16 protein-coding genes are annotated in these 16,161 nt (G+C 39.7%); 10 read left to right on the forward strand and 6 right to left on the reverse strand.

Annotation, left to right across the window (positions count from 1 at the left end; all coding sequences use genetic code 11):
• The 8 genes from cyoC to alr all read left to right on the forward strand — a co-directional run bounded on the left by cyoC (position 1) and on the right by alr (position 6,342).
• Positions 1-621, forward strand: coding sequence for a cytochrome o ubiquinol oxidase subunit III (cyoC, locus tag E0H80_RS04780; RefSeq protein ID WP_067866916.1), 621 nt, complete (start codon positions 1-3; stop codon positions 619-621).
• Positions 618-947: a cytochrome o ubiquinol oxidase subunit IV gene (locus tag E0H80_RS04785; protein WP_171255384.1), complete on the forward strand. Its 330-nt coding sequence runs from the start codon at positions 618-620 to the stop codon at positions 945-947. The genes cyoC and E0H80_RS04785 overlap by 4 nt, the downstream gene beginning before the upstream one ends.
• A 10-nt stretch (positions 948-957) precedes the next feature.
• Entirely contained in the window at positions 958-1,836 is an 879-nt protein-coding gene (cyoE, locus tag E0H80_RS04790) for a heme o synthase (protein ID WP_067866912.1), read from the forward strand.
• A 273-nt stretch (positions 1,837-2,109) separates the two neighbouring features.
• A complete protein-coding gene (rpsF, locus tag E0H80_RS04795) occupies positions 2,110-2,496 on the forward strand; it encodes a 30S ribosomal protein S6 (protein ID WP_053578020.1) in 387 nt (128 codons plus the stop codon).
• Positions 2,497-2,507: 11 nt separating this feature from the next.
• The gene (rpsR, locus tag E0H80_RS04800) at positions 2,508-2,735 is read left to right on the forward strand and encodes a 30S ribosomal protein S18 (RefSeq protein ID WP_004676982.1); all 228 of its coding nucleotides are present in this window, start codon (positions 2,508-2,510) and stop codon (positions 2,733-2,735) included.
• Between the two features lie 9 nt (positions 2,736-2,744).
• Entirely contained in the window at positions 2,745-3,191 is a 447-nt protein-coding gene (rplI, locus tag E0H80_RS04805; protein WP_131363651.1) for a 50S ribosomal protein L9, read from the forward strand.
• Between the two features lie 252 nt (positions 3,192-3,443).
• A complete protein-coding gene (gene dnaB / locus E0H80_RS04810; protein ID WP_131363653.1) occupies positions 3,444-4,889 on the forward strand; it encodes a replicative DNA helicase in 1,446 nt (481 codons plus the stop codon).
• 385 nt (positions 4,890-5,274) lie between these two features.
• The gene (gene alr, locus E0H80_RS04815) at positions 5,275-6,342 is read left to right on the forward strand and encodes an alanine racemase (RefSeq protein WP_131363655.1); all 1,068 of its coding nucleotides are present in this window, start codon (positions 5,275-5,277) and stop codon (positions 6,340-6,342) included.
• Positions 6,343-6,396: 54 nt separating this feature from the next.
• Here alr and E0H80_RS04820 read toward each other — a convergent pair whose 3' ends face one another.
• Genes E0H80_RS04820 through E0H80_RS04835 form a run of 4 tightly spaced genes read right to left on the reverse strand, consistent with a single transcriptional unit; the run spans position 6,397 to position 10,120 of the window.
• Positions 6,397-7,137 carry a proteasome-type protease gene (locus E0H80_RS04820; protein WP_131363656.1) on the reverse strand — a complete coding sequence of 247 codons (741 nt, stop codon included), beginning with the start codon at positions 7,135-7,137 and terminating at the stop codon, positions 6,397-6,399.
• A 26-nt stretch (positions 7,138-7,163) separates the two neighbouring features.
• Positions 7,164-7,943 carry a transglutaminase family protein gene (locus tag E0H80_RS04825; protein ID WP_131363658.1) on the reverse strand — a complete coding sequence of 260 codons (780 nt, stop codon included), beginning with the start codon at positions 7,941-7,943 and terminating at the stop codon, positions 7,164-7,166.
• Positions 7,940-8,542 carry an alpha-E domain-containing protein gene (locus E0H80_RS04830; protein WP_131363660.1) on the reverse strand — a complete coding sequence of 201 codons (603 nt, stop codon included), beginning with the start codon at positions 8,540-8,542 and terminating at the stop codon, positions 7,940-7,942. The genes E0H80_RS04825 and E0H80_RS04830 overlap by 4 nt, the downstream gene beginning before the upstream one ends.
• Positions 8,543-8,566: 24 nt before the next feature.
• Entirely contained in the window at positions 8,567-10,120 is a 1,554-nt protein-coding gene (locus E0H80_RS04835; RefSeq protein WP_131363665.1) for a circularly permuted type 2 ATP-grasp protein, read from the reverse strand.
• 244 nt (positions 10,121-10,364) lie between these two features.
• On the opposite strand from E0H80_RS04835, the gene E0H80_RS04840 reads away from it, so the two are divergent.
• Together E0H80_RS04840 and E0H80_RS04845 are read left to right on the forward strand one after the other, a co-directional pair.
• Positions 10,365-11,363 carry a helix-turn-helix transcriptional regulator gene (locus E0H80_RS04840; protein ID WP_131363670.1) on the forward strand — a complete coding sequence of 333 codons (999 nt, stop codon included), beginning with the start codon at positions 10,365-10,367 and terminating at the stop codon, positions 11,361-11,363.
• A gap of 560 nt (positions 11,364-11,923) precedes the next feature.
• Positions 11,924-13,594 carry an FMN-binding glutamate synthase family protein gene (locus E0H80_RS04845; RefSeq protein WP_131363673.1) on the forward strand — a complete coding sequence of 557 codons (1,671 nt, stop codon included), beginning with the start codon at positions 11,924-11,926 and terminating at the stop codon, positions 13,592-13,594.
• Positions 13,595-13,987: 393 nt separating this feature from the next.
• On the opposite strand, the gene E0H80_RS04850 is transcribed toward E0H80_RS04845, so the two are convergent.
• Together E0H80_RS04850 and E0H80_RS04855 are read right to left on the reverse strand one after the other, a co-directional pair.
• Positions 13,988-15,031 (reverse strand): alpha/beta hydrolase, encoded by a 1,044-nt coding sequence (locus E0H80_RS04850; RefSeq protein WP_067866889.1) that lies wholly within the window; start codon positions 15,029-15,031, stop codon positions 13,988-13,990.
• A complete protein-coding gene (locus E0H80_RS04855) occupies positions 15,031-16,158 on the reverse strand; it encodes a YdcF family protein (RefSeq protein WP_131363677.1) in 1,128 nt (375 codons plus the stop codon). Before E0H80_RS04855 ends, E0H80_RS04850 begins: the two co-directional genes overlap by 1 nt.
• Positions 16,159-16,161: the final 3 nt, after the last annotated feature.

The following is a 16,161-nucleotide window of genomic DNA, read 5'->3' on the forward strand; positions in this document are numbered from 1 at the left end:
ATGGCTGAAGTACTTCATCACGACAACCATGGACACGATGAGCATCATCATCACGATGATACTGACATCACTGTCTTTGGTTTCTGGACTTACTTGATGAGTGACTTGATCCTATTCGGGACACTCTTCATCGCGTTCGCTGTATTAAGCAGTCACATTCCTGTTGGCACTCCAAGTGCTAAAGAGCTTTTTGGTGATTCTTTAGGTTTCGTTTTAACTGAAACTTTCGCTCTCTTGATCTCTTCTGTGACCTTCGGTTTTGCCGTACTTGCTTCATACAAGAAAAATGTGGGCCAAGTTCTTACTTGGTTAGCAATTACCTGGGTATTCGGTGCTGCCTTCATCGGCATGGAACTTTATGAGTTCAACCACCTTGTACACTCTGGTCATGGCCCAACCACAAGTGCGTTCCTATCTGCGTTCTTTACCTTAGTGGGTACGCACGGTATTCACGTAACTTCTGGTTTGGTCTGGATGCTTGTGTTGATGTACCAAATCAAGAAAAATGGTTTGACACTTCCAAACACTCGTCGTCTTGCTTGCCTAAGCTTGTTCTGGCACTTCCTTGACATCGTTTGGATCTGTGTATTCAGCGTAGTTTACTTGATGGGAGTTCTATAATGAGTCATGACCACAACTCTGCGGGTGCAGCGCACGGCAATACCAAGCAATACACCATTGGCTTTATCCTTTCAGTTTTGCTTACAGTCATTCCTTTCGGTATGGTTATGGCAGGCGGATTTGGACGTGGCGTGGTTATTGCAACGATTGCGATCACAGCTGTTGCTCAGATTCTTGTACAGTTAATTTACTTCCTGCACATGAACTCTTCTTCAGAACAACGCTGGAATGTCATTGCATTCATCTATACAATTCTTACAGTTGCAATCTTACTGGTTGGTTCTGTATGGATCATGAATTACCTTCACTACAACATGATGATCTAAACTGATCGTCATGCTGAAAAAGTATCTATTCCTGACAAAACCAGGAATTCTCTTTGGTAACTTTGTTACCACCTTGGGTGGCTATTTCCTAGCCGCTCAAGGTTCTGTAGATTTCCTTTTATTGCTTATTACCCTCCTTGGTACAACTTTGGTTGTCGCCTCTGGTTGTGTGGTCAATAATGTGATTGACCAAGACATCGACCAAAAAATGCAGCGCACACAAAACCGTGCGATGGTTAAAAAATCTATTTCTGTGCCTGTGGCTTTGGTGTATTCCTTAGTACTGGGTGTAATTGGTTTTAGCATTTTATGGTTCTGGGTAAATGCGTACGCTTTTTTATTTGCGGTGATTGGTTTTGTGGTCTATGTGGTGTTTTATAGCCTCTGGACAAAACGCACAACAATCCACCAAACCGTTATTGGAAGTATTTCTGGTGCAAGCCCACCAGTGATTGGATATACCGCGGTTAGTAATGAATTTGACTTAGCTGCACTGCTTATTTTTATTGGTTTTGCACTTTGGCAAATGCCCCATTCATGGGCAATTGCAGTATATCGTTTTGATGACTACAAAAATGCAGGTATTCCGATTCTCCCTGTAGCACGTTCTATTTTACGTACTAAAATTGAATCACTGATTTATGTTGTTTTATTTACCATCACTATGAATGCCTTATTTGTATATGGTTATACAAACTGGTTATATCTCGTTATTTTAAACGGGCTATGCATTTATTGGTTTTATATTGGTGTACTGGGCTTTAAAGCTGAAAATGACCAATTATGGGCAAAACGCTTTTTCCTGTTTTCAGTCATTTTAATTACGATTATTAGTATCTGTTTTAGTTTTACCTCCCAAGCACCAGCAACAAAAATCGTGTTTTTCTAAAAAAGATAGAGTTCTACTCTATCTTTTTTTTATCTATTAATTTTCATTACTTTAAAACACTTAATCAAGATTCGCTTCCATTTTTATTTATTTGAACCGCTCTGCTGTCCAGCTTGTAGACGAATTCAATCATCATAGAAAGATTCCCTTGTAATTTCTCCCTAAAACCACTAAAATTCACGCTTCGCAATTTTTGCGACACAACTTTGGTTGTGACTCCTTGCTTCTGGCTTTTCAAAAGCTAGGGGCTGCACAAACCGTAAGGAGCTGACAATGCGTCACTACGAAATCGTACTTTTGGTACATCCAGACCAAAGCGATCAAGTTGTGGGTATGGTAGAACGTTACCTAACTCACATCAAAGAAGCTGAAGGTCAAATTCACCGTTTAGAAGATTGGGGCCGTCGTCAATTGGCTTACCCAATTAACAAAATTCATAAAGCTCACTACATTTTAATGAATGTTGAATGTGGTCAAACTACGCTTAATGAATTAGAAGAATTGTTCCGTTATAACGATGCAATCCTTCGTAATGTTATTATTCGTCGTGAAAACGCAATCACTGAAGAATCATTGCTTGCTAAAAGTGCTGAAGAAAAACGTGCACGTAAAGCACAACGTGAAGAAGCACAACAATCTCAAGACTCTGCTGAAGCATAAGGAGAACATTAATGGCACGTTTTTACCGTCGTCGCAAGTTCTGCCGCTTTACAGCTGAGAAAGTTGCGTACATCGACTACAAAGATATCGATACTTTAAAACAGTACATCACTGAAAACGGCAAGATTGTTCCTAGCCGTATTACAGGTACTAAAGCTCGTTACCAACGTCAATTAGCGCTTGCTATTAAACAAGCTCGTTACTTGGCTTTGATCCCTTACACTGACAATCATAAGTGAGGTTGAGCTGTGGATATTATCTTATTACAACGTATTAAAAACCTTGGTAAATTAGGCGATAAAGTTTCAGTTAAAGCTGGTTACGGCCGCAACTACCTTATCCCTCAAGGTCAAGCAGTAGCAGCGACTGAGTCGAATACTGCTGCTTTTGAAGCTCGTCGTGCAGAACTTGAAAAAGCTGAGGCTGATGTTTTAGCAGCTGCTCAAGCACGTGCTGACCAATTGAACGAAGTTAACATCGTAATCACTGCTAAAGCTGGTGACGAAGGTAAACTATTCGGTTCAATCGGTACTCGTGACATCGCTGACGCGTTAACTAATGCTGGTCTTGAAGTTGACCGTGCAGAAGTTCGTTTACCAAATGGTGCGCTTCGCAACACTGGTGAATTCAACATCGCAATCCAATTGCATCATGATGTTACTGCTGAAGTTCTCGTTACTATCGTAGCTGAGTAATTTTCTGCAAGAAAAAGAGCATGCTTTTGTATGCTCTTTTTTTTATCTGTAAAAATAGGCAAAATAGCTTATCCAGATTTACTAAAAATTAGTAAACACAAATTATTTTTACTGTTTTTAACTCAATGAAATTTTCGATTCGCATTTTTTTTAAGAACGGGTATGATCTGTCTAGACGAAAATCGTTGAAAATTCACTATTCGTCTCAATTTTCAAATTACTTCTTTATCGCATTTAAAATCAGGGTTTTATATGTCACAGGCGAATGCCAATGCTATGCTTAACTCATCTAAAGTAGATAATAAAGGGAATGAGTCAGGCCAATTAAAAGAGTTTCGTACTCCACCCCATAACTTGGCAATCGAGCAAGCTGTACTTGCAGCGCTAATGACCGTGGCTGAATCTTTCGAACAAGTGGGTGATGTACTCAGTGAAAATGATTTTTATGCGACACGCCATAAGTATATTTTTCGCGCTATTGAAAAATTAACCCAAGAAAACTCACCTTACGACGCAGTCTTAGTCAATGATTGGCTGATCAAACAGAATTTGCTGGATGCTGTCGGTGGTGAAGAATATTTAATGCAATTGATGGCAGACTCCCCTTCTAGTTTTTATAATCTGGAAACCTACGCCACTAAAATTAAAGAATTTGCAACTTTGCGCAGCATGATTAAAGTGAGCTCAGAAATTTTACAGAATGCTTATGACACCAAAGGTCGTAGTGTTAGTGAAATTTTGGACTTGGCTGAAACTAATATTTTTTCCATTGCCGAACAACATAATAACAATGCCAAAGCGCAAGGGCCAAAACCCATTAATGCCGTGGTGGCAGACGTATTTGACAAGTTAAATGAATTGTCGCAAATGGAAGGTAGTATTACCGGTTTAACGACAGGCTTTATGGAGCTGGATAACAAAACCTCGGGCATGCAATCGGGTGACTTGATTATTGTCGCTGCACGTCCCTCGATGGGTAAAACCACTTTTGCCATGAACTTGGTGGAAAGTGTGCTGTTTAACTGTGATCTACCTGCTCTTGTATTCTCCATGGAGATGCCAGCAGATTCGATTGCGATGCGTTTAATTTCGGCTTACGGTAAAGTTCATCAAGGTCATTTACGTTCAGGCAAACTAGATGGTGAGGAATGGTCCAAAGTAACCGGTACGATTTTACAACTTCAAGAAAAAAACCTGTACATTGATGATTCATCCGCCCTACCACCCACAGAATTACGCGCCCGCGCACGTCGTATTGCCAAAATGCATGGTGGTAAAATTGGCTGTATTATGGTCGATTACTTGCAGTTGATGAAAGTACCCGGTATGGGCGACAACCGTGTTGGTGAGATCTCGGAAATTTCACGAAGTTTAAAAGCTTTGGCCAAAGAAATGATGTGTCCTGTGATTGCCCTTTCACAGTTAAACCGCTCACTGGAAAACCGACCAAACAAACGCCCTGTGATGTCCGATCTTCGTGAATCCGGTGCGATCGAGCAGGATGCTGACTTGATTATGTTTATTTACCGTGATGAGGTTTATAACAAAGAAACTAAAGAAGCCGGTACTGCCGAAATTATTATTGGTAAACAGCGTAACGGTCCTATTGGTACAGTGCGTCTGGCTTTTGAAGGTCAATACACCCGATTCAGCAACCTTTCGCCAGAGTTTTATGCTCAATATAATGATGAAGAATAAGTGATAAAAAAACGAGGTAATGACATCGTTTTTTAACTGCTTATTTTTCTCTACGCCAGAGACTTAAATTATTTTAATAGAAAGATAATTTAAGTTCACCGTGTCTTGCTATAACGCATATAACTTAAATATCAGAAAGACAGCAACTACACTGATATTTTAGTAATAGAATCAAACGATGCTGTATTAAATTTAATTGAAATATACTTTAAGTTAGTGTTTATTTTTAGCCATAGGAATAGAATATGGCACTCTATTTTGCTTAACTTTCTCACTCCACTTTGAGTGAGATCATAAGCATATCCACAATATTCTGATCGTAGCTTATAAGTGATTTTATTCAAATTGCTATAATGTTTCATTGTAATCCCAAGGAGTAACTAGGGTGCGCCAAGCAACAGTTTATATTGACAGAGAAGCGCTGCAATATAATTTAAACCGTGTTAAACAACTTGCACCAACTGCTCAAATTGTAAGTATGGTTAAAGCCGACGCTTATGGACATGGAGTCAAAGACTGTTTAGCAGCCTTAAGTGGAACGGATGCCTTTGGTGTCGCCTGCCTTGAAGAAGCACTTGAAATTCGCGAACTCGGCTATCAACAACCGATTACGCTTATTGAAGGTATTTTCTCTGAAGATGAAATGCGGATTGTGGTTGAAAATAACATTGAATGTGTCGTACATCATCAGCAACAACTTGATTGGTTACGCACTTATAAAAATGCTTATATCGGTAAAAATTTAAAAGTTTGGGTCAAACTCAATAGCGGTATGAACCGTCTGGGTTTTAAATTAGCAGAGATTATTGAAGTCATTAACTCACTTAAAGCCGAAGGTTTTACTTGTGTTTTAGCGATGCACTTTGCCAATGCGGATGCAGAAAATCATCCCTTAAATGAACAGCAAAAAAATCAGTTCCTTCAAGTCAAAGAAGCTTGTGCACCAATCATGGGCTCTTGCTGTAATTCGGCAGCCATTTATAAATGGCCTGAACTGAATTTTGATTTTGTACGTCCCGGGATCATGCTGTATGGTGCATCTCCATTTGCAGATAGATCAGCACATGATCTAGACTTGAAGCCGGTAATGACCTTTACTGCTGAAATCATTGCTTTAAACCATATTCAAGCCGGTGAATCTGTGGGTTATGGCTCAACTTTTACTGCAGAAAAAGAAATGGATTTGGCCATTGTTTCAATTGGTTATGGTGATGGTTATCCGCGCGCTTTTCCTAAGCAAAACTATGTGGCAATTAATGGGCAACAAACACGCGTCATTGGTCGTGTTGCCATGGATATGATCGCTATTGATATCACTGGTTTAGATGCAGAAATTGGTACTGAAGTTGAACTTTGGGGTAAAAACCGCTTAGTTGATGCTGTGGCTGAAGCCAATGGTACGATTGGTTATGAACTCTTGTGCCGCCTCAGTGCCCGTCCAATAAGAAAGTAAATTTCTATAATATATAAAAAACCCAAGTTTGCGCTTGGGTTTTTTTAACGATGTTTAATCTAGATAATCATCTGTAGGAATAGGCAGTTTCTGTAAGCCACGGCGTAAAGTGTCTGACCACTGTTTACTCAGTTGCCTAAAATATGGATCTTCTTCATAAATACGTTTGCCATTAGGAACGTGTAATGAATTTTTATGATAAACGATTGTGTCTAAAGGCATTCCCACTGAAACATTGGAACGCAAAGTAGAATCGAATGAGATCAAACTACAGCGTACCGCCTCATCTAAGGGCATTTCATAACTTAATGCCCGATCTAGTATCGGTTTGCCGTATTTACTTTCCCCAATTTGAAAATAAGGCGTATCTTCCGTTGCGCAAATAAAATTACCTTGCGGATAAATATTATAAAGTTGCATTTCTGAACCTTTAATTTGGCCACCTAGCAAAAGACTACAATAATAATTACTCTGTTCGTGAGCATGCGTCTCTTGCGTAACATCTGCAATGACTTTTCTTAATATTTGACCCACCAGTTCAGCCATTTCAAACATAGTATTGACACTATATAAGTTGGGTTCTTGACCGAGTTCCAAGTGATTATTCAGATGACCAATAACCGCTTGGGTTGTGGCTAAATTTCCAGATGTTTGAATGGTGATAAATCGTTCGCCCTCTACACCGAAGGTATAGAGTTTACGAAATACCGAAATATGATCTACACCTGCATTAGTGCGCGTATCACTAACAAAGACCAAACCATCTTTTAAACGTAGCGCGCAACAATAAGTCATGAGAGCTCCTTATGACTTTTAAAATTTCAGCAAGCGAGCACTTGAACTATAGAGTTCATCGACTCAGTACCACCGCGCTCTCTTATGCCTCTTACTGGTGCAACATCCCAATAATCTCGACCGATTGCCACATAGATATGAGAATTAGGCACAAATAACTGGTTGCTGGTATCAAAACAATACCACGTATTTTCAAAAAATACTTCTGCCCAAGCATGACTTGCAAGATGAGATGTATTCGGTACAAATAAGTAACCGGACACATAGCGTGCAGGTATGCCTAAATGTTTGCACATCGCAATAAAAACATGGCTATGATCCTGACACACGCCCTGTCGACATTGGAAGGCATCAATCGCAGAGGTTTGTACAGAGGTTCGATCAGGCACATACGGAATATGATTGAGTATTGCTTCAGACAAAAGCATTAAGTTGGCTCGATTCACTCGAGGAACATAGCATTCTGCAAAACTTTTCATTTCTGCATTACAGAGGGTACTTGGCGTAGGCTGTAAAAATAATTTTGGATTGACAGCAATATCAATCCCAAATTGGGTATTCGGATTCATCTCTACAATACCTTGCGCCATAATAGTCATTTGACGGTAAGGCTGGCGCTGCGAACTGGTGATCCAGACATTATTAAAAGCATCAGATTTTATTTGCTTCTCACCCGGCACACTCACATTCCAAGAATGGACTTGTTGATGCATATTCGTGGTTGGCGTCATCTTAATATATTGAATACTGTTGCGCGCCTGATCAGTATATTGGTAATGGGTTTGGTGATTAATCATCAGCTTCATACATCCACCTCAAATAGATTTTGAATGTGGTCACTAAACTGATAAAAATTCATACTGTCCGGTTTTAACTTAAGTTGCTGCCATGCACTATCCAGTCGATCCCAGCCCATCTGATTCAATAGATCCACAGTTTTATCAATATTTTCTAGTGTCATCGTTCGATCTTGTTTCAGACGTAGCTGGCGATCTAACTGCTCTATATTTTGTCCTAAACTAAAAAACAGAAAGATAAACTCAGATTCTGCTTCTAAGATATCCTGACATTCTCCAGCAACATCACAAATATAGGCCGTATTTTCAGTGGCATTCTTAATGAGCTGATTGAGTTCTGCATACGCTTTTGCAGAAAATACGCCGCGTAAATCCTGTACATTATCTTTGGCATGTTGGAATTGCTTGTTAAAAGATGAAGGTTGTTCTGCATCAAGCAATAAAGTATTCAGCGAGCTTGCATCAAAAGCGGGTAAGCAAAATGCATGCGCATATTGCAATGCGTCTTGGTTATTATGAAATGGAAATTGACTACACAAATATTGAATACGCGTTAAGTATCGACCTAACCAAAAAATATGTTGAGCATTGCTATTTAATAAAATCATGACTTCTTTCCCATGGTTAGATGTTTAAGAATGAAGATTATCGACCACCCATGTGTCTTTAACTCCACCACCTTGTGAAGAATTCACTACTAAAGATCCTGCCTGCATGGCCACTCGTGTCAAACCGCCGGGAACAATCTCTGTCCGATAAGGCGAACTGAGTACAAAAGGACGCAAATCGATATGACGCTCAGCCACTCCAAAGTCGGTCAGGGTTGGACAAACCGATAAATCTAAAGTCGGCTGTGCAATATATAGATTCGGTGCAGCAATAATTTTGTCTCTAAATGAATCAATTTGACTTTTTGAGGATTGGGGACCAATCAACATGCCATACCCCCCCGAACCTTGGGCTTCTTTCACCACCAATTGCTCTAAGTTAGATAAAACATAATCTAGGTCTTGAGCTTCGCGACATTGATAAGTCGGTACATTTTTTAAGATTGTTTGTTCACCCAAGTAAAAATGAATCATTTTATCCACATATGGATAGATGGATTTATCATCTGCCACCCCAGTACCGGGTGCATTTGCAATCACCACATTGTGACGCAAATAGGCTGACATTAGGCCGGCCACCCCTAAAGTACTATCCGGCATAAAACATAATGGATCTAGATATGCATCATCCACTCGACGATAAATTACATCAACCTGCTGTCTTCCACGGATAGTTTTCACATAAACCTTATCGTTTTCTACAAAAAGATCACGTGATGTCACCAAAGACACATCCATTTCCCTTGCCAGAAAAGAATGCTCATAATATGCGCTGTTATAGCGTCCAGGCGTTAACACCACAATAAAAGGCTTATCGACATTGGCATTTTCAGCCAAGACTTCTTTAAGTAATTGCGGATATTGTTCAATGCCTAGAATGTTGTTTTGCTGACATAAATCCGGCATGAGTTTTTGACTGATTTTTCGACTTTCCAGCATATAAGACACCCCTGACGGTGTTCTTAAATTATCTTCCAGTACATAAAATTCGCCATGATGGTCGCGGATAATATCAACTCCGCTAATTTGGCTATATATTTTACCTTTTAAGTCATGTGCATACATATGCGGCTGGTAGGCATCATGTGTCAGCACTTGCAGTTCAGGCACAATATTGGCTTTTAAAATATCTTGTTGGTGGTAAATATCGTGTAAAAATAAATTCAGCGCGCGAACCCTTTGCGAACAACCCAGAGAGACTTTATTCCATTGTTTTTTTTCAATCACCCGCGGAATCAGATCATAAGGAATAGTTCGTTCAATCCCTTCCGATTCACCATAGACGGTAAAAGTGATGCCTTCATACAAAAAATGATCTTTTGCTACCTGGTTTAGTGACTTTAATTCATCAATACTGTGCTGTGATAACCAGTGTTCTATTTTGCTGCAGGTTTCCCCTGACATAGTTTGATCATCCGTCATTTCATTAAAAAAATGAGATTTGAACTGCTGAAATATACCACCTGTATTTGAATGGTTTTTATATTCTCCTATAGAAGAATGAATATTTGTTCCTACCGTAAGAGTAAAACTTTCAGCCGTTAAAGTTAAATCTGGCCAATCCTTTTCTTTAAGCATACAACCCTCTTAATTGTTATATATTTTAAATTAAATAAAGCAACAAATATGCCAACAAAAAACCTTTTATCGCTTTGTATATTTATTCAGCAAAGCGAATGCGATTCAATGGCAGTTTCTTTCAACCCTGTTTCAAAATATAGATGAGCTTAATAGAAGGGCTTGCGAAAAATATTCAAGTTTTTTTATTGTGTTCAGCATGCAATGGAGATATAAACAAGCAACTCGATTTTTAATTTAAGTTATGTCCTCACAAGAAAAAGAAACCTCAAACAGCCTATACCGACAATGGCAAATTTTATCTCGTCTTTCTACCGGGAAGTGGATGGGTACCCGAGAGTTACAAGAAATTTTACAACGTGAAGGTATTGATATCAGCTTGCGCACCATTCAACGTGACTTGAATCAGATCTCGCTGCGTTTCCCCATCGAAAGCAGTAAAACGGTGCCTCAGGGCTGGCGTTGGCGCTCAGATGCCCCTATTCAAAGCTTGCCGCATATGACCAGTTCTCAAGCGGTGACCTTTATGATGGTCGAAGAACACTTAAAACACCTATTGCCTCCAAGCTTGATTGAGGAAATGAATCCATGGTTTGATCTGGCTCGTCGCAGCCTATCGACCCAAAACAATGTACGTCAATGGATTAATCGGGTGCGTATTGTTCCGGCCACTCAACCCTTAATTCCGCCTATAGTTGATAAAATGGCGCAACAAGCCATTTACGAAGGATTGCTGCAAGATAAACAATTGGAATGTGTTTATCAGGGACGTAGTCACTTAAGTGAAGAAAAGAGCTATATTTTAAATCCATTAGCTTTGGTTCAAAAAGGGGCAATTATATATTTAATCTGTACCCGGCATGATAAAACTGATATTCAGACCTTTGCCCTGCACCGTTTTAAATCAGCCCTTGTTTTAAATTCACGTGCAATGCATCCGGTTAACTTTGATATTGATGCCTATATCGATTCTGGCGCATTAGGTTTTAGAGTGGATTATAGTAAGTCGACTGAAAATATTGCTTTGAAACTCATTATGTCCGAAGAAGATGCGCATTATTTTGATGAAAGCCAACTCAGTAAAGACCAGACCATACATAAACTGGACGATGGTTTAGCCCAGGTGACTGCAACCGTGCCTTTCACCTCACAACTGGCATGGTGGTTAAGAAGTTTTGGTAATAAAATTCAGCATATTGAGCCGATTGAAGTGTCGAATGCGGTACATCAAATTACTGATTAAATAAAATAACTGAAATAAAAAAAGTCCCAAGGATTGGGACTGGAGAATATTTATATTTAGATCTATTTTTATTGTCTTACTCTGGGTTTCAAGAACATCAAGCTTTCTTTTTTCACCCCACTACAAAGCTTGATAAGGGCTGATTTTATAAATGGAGAAAAAATATTGCGCTTTAGCACGCCAAATCTCCGCTATTATATCGAATTGATTTCATTGTCATATGCATTACCTCGGTAGCTAACGTAAATCCAATGTAATCTATAATTACATTGTTGAGAAATCATAAGATCAGAAATTTTATGCTGAATTTATATTAAGTATTTATTCTGCATTTTAATAAGGTTCAATTCATATCCAATCAAACCTACTTAAGTTAATTTCTCATAATAATTATCTGATTTGACTTCCAATACTTATTTAATAAAATAATCAGTAATGACTACCTCGAGATACTGTCCGCTATAATTAGCAATAATTTGAGTTTTACAAATCAGAACTTGTTGATAGCTGCTAAACTAGGCACATTTAAGTGATTCATAATTTTATGGAAAACAATTAGAATGCCAGGTCCAGTTCAAGCCGTTAGACATAAATTTTTAAATACATTTTTCTCTCGTTATTCAGTGTGGTTGAGTTTTGTTTTTATTGCCCTGACCATCACTTGGTTTCGACTTAATTATGCACCACATTATATTTACTATTTTATTTCCGATACTTTACTGAATTCCTTATGGGTAATATCAGGCGTACTGAGTTTAGTCGGCTTATACGATATCCTGCAGAATAAACATTCAATTCTAAAAAACTATCCGATCATGGGGCATTTCCGCTTTATTTTTGAAGATTTTCGTCCTGAAATTCGGCAGTATTTTATTGAAGCCGATCAAGATGCCCTTCCATTTTCACGCATGCAACGCAGTCTGGTTTATCAACGCTCAAAGAATGAAAATGCCGATAAACCCTTCGGTTCCATTATTGATGTCTATCAGCAAGATTATCGTTTTATTACCCATTCCATTACGCCCTGCAAGCCTGCCCATCCTGATAGTTTTCGGATTCAGATCGGTAATGATCAATGTCAGCAGCCCTATAGTGCTTCCATTATGAATATTTCCGCCATGAGTTTTGGCAGTATGAGTGCCAATGCAATCCGAGCTTTAAATCTGGGGGCGAAAATGGGCAATTTTTTTCATGATACCGGTGAAGGCAGTATTAGCCCTTATCATCTGGAAAATGGTGGCGATATTGTCTGGGAACTGGGTAGTGGCTACTTTGGCTGCCGTACGCTAGATGGCAAATTTGATCCGGAAAAATTTACCCGACAAGCTCTGCTACCGCAAGTCAAAATGATTGAAATTAAATTATCGCAAGGGGCAAAACCCGGACATGGCGGTATTTTGCCTAAAAGCAAGATTTCAGAAGAAATTGCCCAAATTCGTGGTATCAGTCGTGAGCATGACTGTGTCTCTCCTTCTAAACATTCAGCCTTTAATACACCGATTGAAATGATGCATTTCATTCAACAGTTGCGTGAATTATCAGGCGGAAAACCGGTTGGCTTCAAGCTGTGTATTGGTCAGCCTTGGCAATTTATGAGTATTGTTAAAGCCATGCTGGAAACCAAAATTGTTCCTGATTTTATTGTGGTCGATGGTTCTGAAGGTGGCACGGGGGCAGCGCCGATTGAACTGATTGACCACGTAGGTACGCCTTTACGAGAAGGCTTGCTGTTTGTGCATAATACATTGGTTGGTGCAGGTTTACGCAATCAAATTAAAGTCGGTGCGAGTGGTAAAATTATCAGTGCTTTTGATATTTCCAGTACCATGGCAATTGGTGCAGACTGGGTCAATTCAGCACGTGGTTTTATGTTCGCGGTCGGCTGTATTCAAGCGCAAAGTTGTCATACCAATCAATGTCCGGTTGGTGTTACAACTCAGGACAAAGAGCGACAAAAAGCCCTGCATGTTCCTACCAAAGCCGTACGTGTACTAAATTTCCATAAAAATACCATGCTGGCTTTGTCTGAAATGATTGCTGCGGCTGGACTAAAACATCCAGCGGATATTAAGGCTCACCATCTTGCGCAGCGCATCAATGACCGGGAAATCAAGAATTATGCGCAATTGCACTTTTGGTTAAAAGAAGGTGATTTGCTCAGCTGTGAAGATAAAGATGATGAAAATTTTTACTTTCGGATGTGGAATTTAGCCCATGCAGAGAAATTTTAACCTTGCTTTGAGTAATAGATTTGCTGAGATTTAGCAAAAAAAGCTTCTAACGACTAATCGCGATTGGTCGTTATAAGCCCTTTAACTCACTCTTTATTATTCTGCTCATTCGCGCAGAAATCTTACTATTTTTGAATCAAATATCTGGAGTTCATTTTTTTCTTTGTTTCGGTAAAATAACAAAAGCATGTGTCATCCGTAAAACCTGTTTAATTTCTGCATTTAAAATAACTTTTTTGCACAAACAGTTGAGTTAAAATATCGCGCAGGTTGCAGATGAGCTGTAGATATATCAGACACCATGTGGAATTTAAAAAGAAAAACCAGTTCATGATTTAACTGACTTATCTTGGCTTATACGACCTTTTTTTGATTCACTCATTCTTATGAAATTTAATAATAGCCATCTGAACTTTGTGCATGTAAAAATGCTGGAATCAGGCCAGTCAATGCGGCACGAATATCCGCGCGTTCATTAATTAACTGATGCGACCCCTCTTCAAGCATCAACAAGGTTTGTAGCCGAAACTTGCGACGAATAAACTCAATGTTATAACGCCAGTCCACGGTCTGATCTTGCGCACCTTGCGCCAACCATACAGGAATACGACAGGCAGGACGTGCTTCCATCTCTTGCATCCATTTGGACATGGCCAGAATCCAGTCCATGCCCATCATACGCGGCTGCAAAGGATCCTTTAAACGTACAAAGCGCAGAAACTCGGGATTGTGGTTATTGCGTCTAAAATGACGCGGTACTTGACGCTTGATGCGGCGAATAATGCCTAAACCTACAGAATTATGCCACCAAGCAGATTTCGCCGGTCGAATCAGTGGAGAAAGTAATAACACACGCTCCACATATGGGTTTTCACGGCGCTCCGCAAACGCGAGCAAATGATGCAGCAAAATGGCCCCACCGGTACTCTGGCCAATGCCCAACCATGGTTTGGGTAATTGACTGGCATTTTTAACGTAGTGATAAACAGCATGCAAAACCTGCTGATAATGATCAAAGTTCTTAATGTTCGCAGGTGAACCATCACTTAAACCATGACCGGGCAAATCATAAGTGATGACACTAAAACCCTGTTCCAGTAATTCCCGAATAATCGGCTGATAAATCCCGCTATGTTCCAGATAGCCATGCAATAAAAACACCGTTCCGCGTATTTTATTAAAAGCAAGATTGGCTAAATTGGGTTGGAATACCTGTACATGCAATTTAAACAAAGGCATTTGCACATAGCCTTGCCAATGCTCACACTCCAGTAAATGCAAACCATATAATTTACGATAAGCCTGAATCTCCACTGAAGGTTGATAAGGCTTATTCAGGTTTAAGGCTTCAAGCAATTGGGGTGTGGTTTCTCGACTCGGAATCGGCAAATCCAGCTGTTTTAAAATACTGGGATTTAAAAATGGGCTATCTGGCATTAAGGCACCTCCCGACAATCACTGGGACCAAACCAGACATCACGAATGGTGGCTAACATTTCATAATTGGCACGGCGGCTATGATCATAATTTCGTTCACTTGGACGCCAGTGTGTCAGATGCGTTGGCATGGGTGCTTCAACAGGCACAGTTTCAATACCATTTAATGCAAATAAACGACGCGTACGCGGCATATGATAACGATCTGTGATTAATATCACCCTCGGCGCTCCACCCTTTTTTTGCAATAGCAACGAGCTAAAACGCGAGTTTTCGCAGGTATTCATACTTCGGTCTTCCAGCAATTTCGCATTGACCTCATGTTCTTTCAACCAGCGTTGCATATACGGTGCTTCTACACCACTCAGTACGATTGGAAGTTTATATTCTTTTTCGATCGCTAAAGTTTTTTCTAAACGCAGCCGTGTGTAGTCATTCACCACAATATCTTTGCCATTTTTATCCAATGTGAGTCCGCCGCCCAAGACCACAATGGCATAAGGTTTTGAACTTGGCAGCTGAGGTTGCTCATTCTGTTCGTGAATTAATGCAATATCTTGATAAATAGTTTCATCAACAGGTTCTTGAGTAATTTGTTCCTGTTCAATTTTATGCGTGCGAAGAAATTCTACATATTTTTCCATTAACGCTTTATTTTCAGTACTGTTCAAGTCCAACAAATCTTTAACGTTTTGAGCGGGATCTTCTTGTGCTATCTCATCATCTACGGGTTTTGCAAGCAACGGAATACGTGGCTTTTCCTGAGCATCATTTTCCTGCTGTTGCGCCTCCTCAATCATGTGTTGCAAGGCTTTATAGCGTGCCTGAATCACAGTCAGATTCTGCGAATTGTGGCTTTGTATCGCTTCTTCCATCAGTTTTAAATAGGCTTGTCGGGCTATCCATAACTTAGAACCCGGCTCCAGATTCTCATGTTCGCTCAATGCAGCCATTTGTTGACTTTTCGCAGCCACTTGATTGACTTCAACAGGAACAAAACTGTTCAGGGCTTTTACCACCCAGCCTGAATAAAATGGCGAATAAATCAAAACCATGAAACAGCCGAAAAGAACAAATAACACCGATGCTATTTGTACCAATCGAACCATCCAATGCGATTTCGCCATAAT

This window comes from Acinetobacter sp. ANC 4779, assembly GCF_004331055.1.
Taxonomy (GTDB): Bacteria; Pseudomonadota; Gammaproteobacteria; order Pseudomonadales; family Moraxellaceae; genus Acinetobacter.

Coding starts and splice junctions, on each gene's coding strand:
- cyoE (WP_067866912.1), top strand. CDS start 958: ATGCTGAAAAAGTATCTATTCCTGACAAAACCAGGAATTCTCTTTGGT.
- E0H80_RS04850 (WP_067866889.1), bottom strand. CDS start 15,031: ATGCCAGATAGCCCATTTTTAAATCCCAGTATTTTAAAACAGCTGGAT.
- E0H80_RS04825 (WP_131363658.1), bottom strand. CDS start 7,943: ATGAAGCTGATGATTAATCACCAAACCCATTACCAATATACTGATCAG.
- E0H80_RS04835 (WP_131363665.1), bottom strand. CDS start 10,120: ATGCTTAAAGAAAAGGATTGGCCAGATTTAACTTTAACGGCTGAAAGT.
- E0H80_RS04840 (WP_131363670.1), top strand. CDS start 10,365: ATGTCCTCACAAGAAAAAGAAACCTCAAACAGCCTATACCGACAATGG.
- E0H80_RS04855 (WP_131363677.1), bottom strand. CDS start 16,158: ATGGCGAAATCGCATTGGATGGTTCGATTGGTACAAATAGCATCGGTG.
- E0H80_RS04820 (WP_131363656.1), bottom strand. CDS start 7,137: ATGACTTATTGTTGCGCGCTACGTTTAAAAGATGGTTTGGTCTTTGTT.
- dnaB (WP_131363653.1), top strand. CDS start 3,444: ATGTCACAGGCGAATGCCAATGCTATGCTTAACTCATCTAAAGTAGAT.
- rpsR (WP_004676982.1), top strand. CDS start 2,508: ATGGCACGTTTTTACCGTCGTCGCAAGTTCTGCCGCTTTACAGCTGAG.
- E0H80_RS04845 (WP_131363673.1), top strand. CDS start 11,924: ATGCCAGGTCCAGTTCAAGCCGTTAGACATAAATTTTTAAATACATTT.
- cyoC (WP_067866916.1), top strand. CDS start 1: ATGGCTGAAGTACTTCATCACGACAACCATGGACACGATGAGCATCAT.
- E0H80_RS04830 (WP_131363660.1), bottom strand. CDS start 8,542: ATGATTTTATTAAATAGCAATGCTCAACATATTTTTTGGTTAGGTCGA.
- rpsF (WP_053578020.1), top strand. CDS start 2,110: ATGCGTCACTACGAAATCGTACTTTTGGTACATCCAGACCAAAGCGAT.